This is a genomic window from Candidatus Binatia bacterium, assembly GCA_036504975.1.
Lineage (GTDB): Bacteria > Desulfobacterota > Binatia > UBA9968 > UBA9968 > JAJPJQ01.
In genome coordinates, this window is sequence record DASXUF010000071.1 from 1 (window position 1) to 9526 (window position 9526).

Here is a 9526-nt window from a genome sequence, read left to right on the forward strand (position 1 = left end):
GCTTCGACCTGCTCCTACCAGGATTGGATCGGCGCCGACCTGATCGTCTTCATCGGCGCCGACGCTCCCAATAACCAGCCGGTCACCACAAAGTACCTCTACTACGCCAAACAAAAGGGCACCAAAGTTGCGGTGATCAACCCGTTCCGCGAGCCCGGTATGGAACGCTACTGGGTACCCTCAGTCCTGGAGAGCGCAATCTTTGGCACCAAGCTTACCGATGCCTTCTTTCAGATCCACACCGGCGGCGACATCGCCTTCATCAACGGCGTCCTCAAGGCGCTGATCGAGATGGACCGTCTCGACCATGAGTTCATCGCCGATCACACCGACGGCTTCGACGAGGTCAAGAAGGCGCTGCGACAGCAGCCTTGGGAGGCTTTGGAACGCAGCTCGGGCCTTCCCCGCTTGCAGATGGAGCGCTTCGCGCAGATTTACTCGCACGCCAAGAGCGCGGTCTTCGTCTACAGCATGGGACTCACGCAGCACGAGTTCGGCGTGGAGAACGTGAAAGCGATCGTGAACCTCGCGCTCGCGCGCGGCATGCTGGGGCGGGAAAAGTGCGGCATCATGCCGATACGCGGCTACAGCGGCGTGCAGGGCGGCGGCGAATGCGGCGCAGAGCCGGACCGTTTTCCGGGAGGCTTCGAGGTGAACAAAGAGAATGCGCGGCGTTTCTCCAATCTATGGCGCCATCCGGTTCCTTCCGTGCCCGGTCTTCGGGTGCCGCAGATGATCGACGCCGCGCACAAAGGCGAACTGGAACTTCTTTACTCGGTCGGCGGCAATCTGCTCGAAAGCCTGCCGGACCGCCGCTTCGTCGGCGAGGCGTTGGCGCGGGTCCCAGTGCGCGTCCATCAGGACATCGTTATCAATCGAACCATGTTGGTCGATCCCGCGGAAGTCGTGGTACTTTTTCCCGGCCAGACGCGCTACGAGCAGAGAGGCGGCGGGACCACGACCAGCACGGAGAGAAGAATCCGCTTCACGCCGGAAATTCCCGGCCACCGCGTCGGCGAATCGCTGCCCGAATGGGAGATCCCCTGTCTGGTCGCGCGCCGCGCGATGCCGAACGGCGCGCTCCTCTTCCCCTACGCGGGCGCGCGGGAAATCCGCGAGGAGATGGGCCGCGTCATGCCGATCTACCAGGGAATCGAATTGCTCAAGCAGGAAGGCGACTCGCTCCAGTGGGGCGGGCCGTACCTGTTCAAAAACGGAAATTTTTCTCACATGCCCGAAGGCCGCGCGCTTTTCAGCGCGCTCGCTCCGCCCGACCAGACGGCATCGGACGGCAGATTTTATCTTTCCACCAGGCGCGGGAAACAGCTCAACAGCATGACGTTCGGCTCGACCGACCGCCTCACGGGGAGCAAGAGAAGAGACGCGATTTTTATCGCCTCCGATGACGCCGAGAGACTCGGCCTCGCCGACGGCGCTCCCGTGCTTTTGCGCTCCGACACCGGCGAGATGAGCGGCGTGATTCAAATCGCTCCGGTCAAGATAGGCACCCTGCAGGCCTACTGGCCGGAAGCCAACGTCCTGATCGCGCGCCGCACCGATCCCGTGTCCGGCGAGCCGGATTACAACACGGAAGTGCGGATCGAGAAGCTGGAACGGTAAAAATGAAATCGGACGAAGAGCGCTCAGCGGAGTACGAGAAGTTCAAGAAGGTCGACGCCGCTTTTCGCGCCGGCGATCTCGCGGCGCTGCGCGCGGCGGTCGACGACCCGGACGGCGTGCCGAACGGACCGATGCCGCCGGAGATCGGACCCTGCCTCGAGTACGCCGTTTATCATAGCCCGCTGCCGTTTATCCGCGAGCTGCTGGAGATCGGCGCCGATCCCAATCCGGCGGATCACGCCGGCTTTCCGCCGCTGATCGCGGCCTTGTCGTGCAGCCGTCCTCAGCCGGGAAGTCCCGGAAGACCGGACGTCACCGACATCATCGAGCTGCTGCTGTCCTTCGGGGCCGATCCCAATCAGCGCGGCATCAACGACTATACGCCGCTGCACATGGCCGTGGGCGAGCGCAACCTGCCGGCCGTCAAGCTGCTGCTCGCGAGCGGCGCGGACCCGCGCCTCCGGACGCGAATCGACGACTGCGAAACGCCGCGGGAGATGGCGGAAGCGGCAGGCCTGCGCGAGATCGCGGAGCTGCTCGCCGCGCGCGAGGCGCGGCTGGAAAAGTGAGAGCACGGCATCAGCCCTCAAGCGCGAGCCGCTCCGGGCGAGGTCGATAGAGAAGAAAAAAGCTCGCACTCTCGTGCTTCTTCCATCCATTCGGGTATGGTTCCGTCGCCCTTTTCCTCTTGAACCGATCCTGCTCTAAGTGTAAAAGATATGCCTATTTATCGGACCCGCTTTCGCTGTGGAACCTGCATTTTCTCCGGACGCTGGCCGATAGCGGTTCTTCAAGTCCTCGACCTGCATGAGCCGGGTTGATATCCTGACTGGCAACGAAGGGAGATCTCGATGAAGGTACTGTCTCTTTTGCTTTCGTTAATTTGCCTGGCCGTTCCTTCGAAGATGGCGGCCCAAGAAAAATCCCACGATAAGCCGCGCACCGGCGGCACGCTCAATATAGGGATTCACGCCGACCTTTACGGTCTGAACCCGTTCGTTCGCATGCGCTCGATCGACCGCAACATACGGGCGCTTGCTTATGAGAGCCTCGTCACGATGGACGACAAGGGCGAGGTGAAGCCGTTTCTCGCCGAATCGTGGAAAATCTCTCCGGACGGCAAGGAATACACCTTCGTTCTCCGCCGCGGAGTGAAATATCACAACGGCGAGGAAATGACCGCCGAGGACATCAAATGGGCGGTGGACTACGCCAAGGACCCGCAGCATGGCGCGAGCGCCAAGCCGCACCTCGACGGCCTCGACTCGGTCCGCGTCGTGGACAAATATACGGCGCGATTCATTCTGAAGCGGTCGCAGGTTTCCTTCCTGAGCGGCCTCAGCGATCTGGGCGTGCTCTTCGTCTTGCCAAAGAATTCGATTCCCACGGGACAGACGAAAGTTCAAGCCATGCCTCCGGGAACCGGTCCTTTCGTCTTCAAAGAGTGGCGCGCCGGTTCGCACGCGACCTTCGAGCGGCACAAAGATTACTGGCAAAAGGGGCTTCCTTATCTCGACAGGGTCGTGCTCAAGCCCGTTCCCGACGCATCGGCGCGACTGGCGGCGCTGCGGGCCGGAGATCTCCACCTCATCACGCGTCTCCCTTCGCAGTGGGTGGTCAAGGTGCAGAAAAACGAAATGCCTGAGGTCAAGCTGGCGCCGGCCAAGTACGCGGGCATGAGAGAGCTTTATTTGAACGCGGTCCGGCCGCCCTTCAATAATCCTAAAATCCGACAGGCCGTCGTTTATGCCATCGACAAACAAAAAATCCTGGAGGGAGCGTATTGGGGCCAAGGAGAAGTGGCGGAGGAACGCTTTTACAAAGGCTCGCCGTGGAACTTCGGCTTTCCGGAACGAAAGCGCGACGTGGCCAAGGCCAAGGCCCTGCTTAAAGAGGCCGGCTACAAAGGCGAAAAAATCGTCTTCGTATCCCGCCAGGGACAGGAGGAAGTCGCGTTCATAGTCCCGATGCTGCAGGAGGCGGGCCTGAACGTGGTCGTAGAAACGCTCGAAGCCGGCACCTACCGGACCCGCACCCGCACCGGGGACTACGACATGAGCCCCGGCGGCGGCGATCTCCCGCCCGATCCGGCGCAAATAGCCGTGGAGTTTATGTGCGACGAGGAGTCCGTCAAATTAAAGGCCAGGGACAACAATCGGACCGGCTACTGCAACAAGCAGTTGGACGCTCTGGTCGGGGAAGCCGACAGCACGCTCGATTCCAAGAAACGAAAAGAAATCTTCCGGAAGGTCTTCCAAATTCTCTACGAGGAGACGCCCGAAGTATTTCTCGCCTTCGAGCACCGTTACTTCGGCGTCCACCCGGCCGTGCGCGGCTTCGTAACGGACAATAACGAGTCTCTGGATTCCAATGAGGGAGGAATCTTTAAAGTCTGGCTGACGAAGTAAGATTCATGCTTCGACAAGCTCAGCACGAACGGAAAAGATTACCTCATATAATCTCCGTTCGCCCTGAGACTGTCGAAGGGGCTTAGCATTAGCATTCGATTGAAGGGAGAAATCCCATGAAAAAATATTCCCTTGGGTTGATCGGTGTGATTTTTCTGGCGCTGCCGCTTATGGTTGGGTCGCAGGAGGCGAAGCCCAAGCGCGGCGGCAAGCTCACCTTCGGCATCGAGCGGGACATCAGCACGATGAACCCGTTCGTCCGGATCAGCTCCACCGACCGATACGTGCGCGGGCTCTTCTACGAGGCGCTGATCGACGAGGATACCAAAGGCGCGCCGGTCCCCGCCCTGGCCGAGTCGTGGAACATCTCGAAAGACGGCCTCACGTACACTTTTAAAATCAGACACGGGGTCAAGTTTCACAACGGCGCGGAATTGACGGCCGAGGACGTGAAATGGTGCATCGACTACGTCATGGAGCCGAAGAATGGCTCGGAGGGATATTCTTATCTGCGCGAAGTGAAGGGCGTCGCGATGCCGGACCGGTACACGATTGAATTCACGCTCAAGGAGCCGAACGCGGCGTTTCTTTCCTATCTCAGCCTGCGCGCGTTCCCGGTCGTGCCCAAAGGCTCCGTCCAGGCGGGAATGGACAGAGTAGACACTTTCGCTCCCGGCACCGGGCCGTTCGTCTTCAAGGAATGGAAAAAGCTGAGCCACGTTTCGTTTACCCGCAACAAGGACTACTGGCAAAAGGACGTGCCGTTTCTCGACGAGGTCACGGTCAAGGTCGCGGAAGATCCGACGGTGCGCTTCACGGCGCTGCGCGCCGGAGATCTCGACATGATCGAAAGAACCCCTTACGCGTTCGTGAAGAAAGCCGAGAGCGGCTCCGTCCCCGGCATCCGAGCCACACCCGCTCCCTATGCCGGCTTCAGACGCATTATTTTCAACGTCGTCGAGCCGCCGTTTAATAATGTTAAGCTGCGCCAGGCGGTGGCCCACGCGATCGATCGCAAGCAGTTTATCCAGGGGGCGTTTTGGGGTTACGGCAACCCGACGAACCAACGTTTTCCGGAAGGCAGCCCCTGGCACTTCAAGCTCCCGGACCGAGAGCGCAGCCCGACGAAGGTGAAGGCGCTGCTCAAGGAAGCCGGCGTCGCCCCGGACTTCGAAATCGAGCTGCTCGCGCGCCGCGGCGTCGAGGATGAGCAGCAGGTTCTCCAGCAGCAGTTGACGACCGCCGGCATCAAGATGAAAATCAACAGTCTCGAAGGCGCCACCTACCGCGAGCACCAGAGGACCGGAACCTTCCAGATGATTCTTTACGGGGGCGACACGCCTTCGGACCCGTCCGACGTTTACCCCCAGGAGTACGGGTGCGACGAAAAAGCCATCCAAGCGAAGAAGCGCACCGCCAACGTCTCGGGCTATTGCAATAAAGAGCTGGACAAAATTTTGCTCGAGGCTAGTAAAATGACCGACCAAAAGAAGCGCCACGAGCTTTATGCGGCAAAAGTAGCGCGGGTCCTGTACGACGAGCTTCCCGAGATTCCGCTCGTCTACGTGCCGCGGTTCTTTACCTACAACGATAAGGTCAAAGGATTCACGACCGACGGAGACGGTCGCTTCAACGGCGTGAACTTTGGATTATCGAGGGTCTGGGTCGATCGATAGATGTGCTTCGATCCTTCGGCGGAGTCTATCCTGAGCGAAGTCGAAGGCTCAGGACAGGCAAACTCGGCGCGAACGGAAACCGCGATCTTGTCGGTCTTTCATTCGTTCACCCTGAGCCCGTGGTTCGACAGGCTCACCACCCTGAGCAGAGTCGAAGGGTCGAAGGGTTTTCGCAGAAAAATTTCGCTCGTGTGCGGCATGTGAACCGTTCGAAGATGGAAAGCCGGCCGGCGTGACTCTTTACATTCTCAGACGACTCGTTCAACTGATCCCGGTTCTTTTTCTTGCCTCCTTCATCGTTTTTTTCATCATCCATCTCATTCCGGGCGATCCCGTCGAGATCATGCTCGGCGAAGAGCGCTATGACCGGCAGCAGTACGAGATTCTGCGCAAAAAAATGAATCTCGACCAGCCGGTCTACGTTCAGTACCTCACCTGGCTCGGTCGCGTCGCTCAAGGAGACCTGGGACAGTCGCTCCGCACCCAGAGGCCCGTCCTCGACACCGTCGTCGAGCGCTTTCCCGCCACGCTTTATCTCGCCTTCGCCTCTCTCATCCTAGGCATCGTGATCGCGCTTCCTGCCGGCACCCTGGCGGCGGTCAAGCAAAATACCATCTACGACTATTCCGCGATGGGCTTTGCCCTTTTCGGCATCGCCGTGCCTAATTTTTTCTTCGCGCTCTTGCTCATCCTGGGCTTCGGCCTTTATCTCGGCTGGTTTCCCACGCTGGGATACATCGACCCTACGACCAACTTCCCGCGCTTTCTCTGGCATCTGACGCTGCCGGCCCTGGTGCTGGGAACCGACCTGGCTTCGACGGTGACGCGCTACGTCAGAGCCGAAATGCTCGAACAGCTCCGGCTCGACTACGTCCGCACAGCCAGGGCCAAGGGCGTGCCCCGGCGGCAGGTGATCTTCAAGCACACGCTCAAAAATTCGTTGATCGCCGCGACCACGGTCATCGGCCTTCAGGTGGGCCGGCTGCTCGGCGGCTCTACGGTGATCGAGACGGTCTTTGCCTGGCCCGGCGTCGCGCGCCTGGTCCTGGAGGCGGTGTACTCGCGCGACTATCCGCTCCTTCAGGGCGCGGTCTTGTTTTTGGCGTTCACCTACGTGGGTGTGAATCTGGTCGTCGACGTGCTTTACAAGGCGCTCGACCCGCGCATCTCGCTCAAATGATCTCGGCGGAAAAACAACCGGAATTCCCCGCCTCGCAAGAGCTCAGCACGCTCGGGCAGCGCCTGGCCGCGTCGTTCGCCGTACTCCTGCGCAACCGGCTGTCGGCTCTCGGGCTCTTCCTGGTGCTGATGGTTTTGTTGACGGCGTTGCTTGCGCCATATCTCACGACCCACGATCCTTTTCAGATGAATCTGCCCGACCGCCTCCAAAATCCCTCCACCGCGCACCTGATGGGAACCGACATCTACGGCCGGGATATTTTCACCCGCGTCGTCCTCGGGTCGCGCATCGCCATGCGCGTCGCCATGGGCGCGGTTCTTCTGGCGGTTCTGATCGGGGTTCCGATCGGCGCGGTTTCGGGCTACGCGGGCGGCTGGACGGACACGGTAGTGATGAGAATCGTCGATGCGTTTCTCGCCTTTCCCGGACGGCTTCTCGCCATCGCGCTGGTCGCCGCCATGGGACCCAACTTCCTGACGTTTTATCTGGCGATCGGATTGACTTCGATACCCGGGTACGTGCGCATCGTGCGCGCCAGCGTCTTATCGCAAAAAGAAAAGGAATACGTCGAGGCGGCGCGCATGACTGGCGAGTCGGAATTCCGGACTCTTTTCTTTCAGATCCTGCCCAACTGCGTCGCGCCGATTCTCGTCCTCGTGAGTCTCGATTTCGCGCACGCTATCTTGGTGGAGTCCTCGCTGAGTTTTTTGGGCCTGGGTTTTCCGCCGCCGGCGCCGAGCTGGGGCTTGATGCTGAGCGAAGCGCGCGGCTACATGGAATTGGCGCCGCACGTCGCGATCATCCCCGGTCTGGTGATCTCGCTGACGATACTTGGGTTCAATCTCCTGGGAGACGGACTGCGGGACATTTTCGACCCGCGCCAGTACGAACGCGAATGAGCGATCCTCTCCTACAGGTAAGAGACTTGACGGTTAGGTTTCAGTTGAGGCGCGGCGCCTTGACGGCGGTCGACCGGGTCTCGTTCACAATTCGAGAAAAAGAAACTCTCGGCATCGTCGGCGAGACGGGGTGCGGCAAGAGCGCCACCGCGCTCGCGCTGCTTCGGCTCATCGCCTCCCCTCCGGGCGAGATCGCCGGCGGGCAGATTCTCTTCGAAGGCGAAGACTTGCTCAAAAAAAGCGAGCGCGAGATGGAGAAGATCCGCGGCCGCAAGATCTCCATGATCTTTCAGGAGCCGATGACCTCGCTCAATCCCTCTTTCACGATCGGCGAACAGATTTCCGAGTGTTACCGCATTCATCTGGGCCACTCCGGCAAGGTGGCCGCGGATTTTTCCGAGCATATTCTCAGCTCGGTGCGCGTCCCATCTCCCCGAACCGTCATGGCGCGCTACCCTCATGAGCTCTCCGGCGGCATGCGCCAGCGGGTGATGATCGCAATGGCGCTCACCTGCGAACCCAAGCTGCTCATCGCCGACGAGCCGACCACCGCTCTCGACGTGACCATCCAGGCGCAGATTTTAGAATTGCTCGAAGAGCTGCGGGAGAAAATGGGCATGGCGCTGCTGTTCATCTCGCACAATCTCGGCGTCGTGGCGCGCCTCTGCGACCGGATCGGCGTCATGTACGCGGGCTCGATCGTGGAGCTGGCCGACAAAAAATCCCTGTTCACTTCGCCGCTTCACCCCTATACGATCGGACTCCTGCACGCGTTTCCGCGCCCCGAGCGGCGCGACGAACCGCTGGCGGCGATTCCGGGCAACGTGTGCAATCTGCTCGACGCGCCGCCCGGCTGCCGGTTTCATCCGCGCTGCTTCAAGGCCAGAGAGATCTGCAAGGTGGACCTGCCCAATTTGGATAAAAAATCCGCCGACCACAGGGTCGCGTGTTACTTTCCCGGGGAATAATGGCGCTGCTCGAAGTCAAAGGCCTGACGAAGTATTTCGACTTGAGCGGCGATCCCCTGAGCCGTTTTTTCAGAGGCACAAAGCTGCTCAAGGCCGTCGATCACGTGAGCTTCGCGATCAAGGAAGGCGAGACGTTCGGGCTGGTGGGCGAAAGCGGTTGCGGGAAATCGACCACCGCGCGCCTCATCACGCGGTTGATTGCGGCAACCGAAGGCGAGGTGATTTTCCAAAACCGGAATATTTTGGGCCTGCCGAGGAAGCAGGTGCGCGAAATCAGGAGCGATATCCAGATGGTGTTTCAGGACCCGTTCGCGTCTCTGAATCCGCGCATGAAGGTGCTGGAAATCGTCGGCCGGCCGGTGACGCTTTATCAAGGATTCAAAGGAAAAAAGAAACTCGACACGGTCGCGGAGCTTCTAGGGCTCGTCGGACTCCAGCCGGAGGCGATGCACCGCTACCCACACGAATTCAGCGGCGGGCAACGCCAGCGGATCGGCGTCGCGCGCGCTCTCGCGGCGAACCCAAAGCTGATCATCGCCGACGAGCCGGTCTCCTCACTCGACGTCTCGGTCCAGGCGCAGGTGCTGAACCTGTTCAAGAAGCTGCAAAAAGAACTCAAGCTCACGATGCTTTTCATCTCGCACGACTTGAACGTCGTCGAGTACCTCGCCGACACCGTCGCCGTGATGTACGCGGGAAAGATCATGGAGATCGCCCCCGTGCAGGAAATTTTTCAATTTCCCAAGCACCCGTACACTCAGGGCCTGATGGCCTC

8 protein-coding genes are annotated in these 9526 nt (G+C 60.1%); all 8 read left to right on the top strand.

Annotation, left to right across the window (positions count from 1 at the left end):
* Positions 1 to 1620: molybdopterin-dependent oxidoreductase (locus tag VGL70_08605; protein ID HEY3303576.1), on the top strand; the 1620-nt coding region annotated here is incomplete at its 5' end.
* 2 nt (positions 1621 to 1622) lie between these two features.
* Positions 1623 to 2189: an ankyrin repeat domain-containing protein gene (locus tag VGL70_08610; protein ID HEY3303577.1), complete on the top strand. Its 567-nt coding sequence runs from the start codon at positions 1623 to 1625 to the stop codon at positions 2187 to 2189.
* A gap of 282 nt (positions 2190 to 2471) precedes the next feature.
* Positions 2472 to 4028 (top strand): ABC transporter substrate-binding protein, encoded by a 1557-nt coding sequence (locus tag VGL70_08615; GenBank protein HEY3303578.1) that lies wholly within the window; start codon positions 2472 to 2474, stop codon positions 4026 to 4028.
* Between the two features lie 116 nt (positions 4029 to 4144).
* Entirely contained in the window at positions 4145 to 5704 is a 1560-nt protein-coding gene (locus tag VGL70_08620) for an ABC transporter substrate-binding protein (protein HEY3303579.1), read from the top strand.
* 232 nt (positions 5705 to 5936) lie between these two features.
* Positions 5937 to 6884: an ABC transporter permease gene (locus tag VGL70_08625; GenBank protein HEY3303580.1), complete on the top strand. Its 948-nt coding sequence runs from the start codon at positions 5937 to 5939 to the stop codon at positions 6882 to 6884.
* The gene (locus tag VGL70_08630) at positions 6881 to 7783 is read left to right on the top strand and encodes an ABC transporter permease (GenBank protein ID HEY3303581.1); all 903 of its coding nucleotides are present in this window, start codon (positions 6881 to 6883) and stop codon (positions 7781 to 7783) included. The genes VGL70_08625 and VGL70_08630 overlap by 4 nt, the downstream gene beginning before the upstream one ends.
* Positions 7780 to 8751 carry an ABC transporter ATP-binding protein gene (locus VGL70_08635; GenBank protein ID HEY3303582.1) on the top strand — a complete coding sequence of 324 codons (972 nt, stop codon included), beginning with the start codon at positions 7780 to 7782 and terminating at the stop codon, positions 8749 to 8751. Before VGL70_08630 ends, VGL70_08635 begins: the two co-directional genes overlap by 4 nt.
* A partial coding sequence (locus VGL70_08640) for an ATP-binding cassette domain-containing protein (protein ID HEY3303583.1) occupies positions 8751 to 9526 on the top strand: 776 nt, incomplete at its 3' end. The genes VGL70_08635 and VGL70_08640, both read left to right, overlap by 1 nt.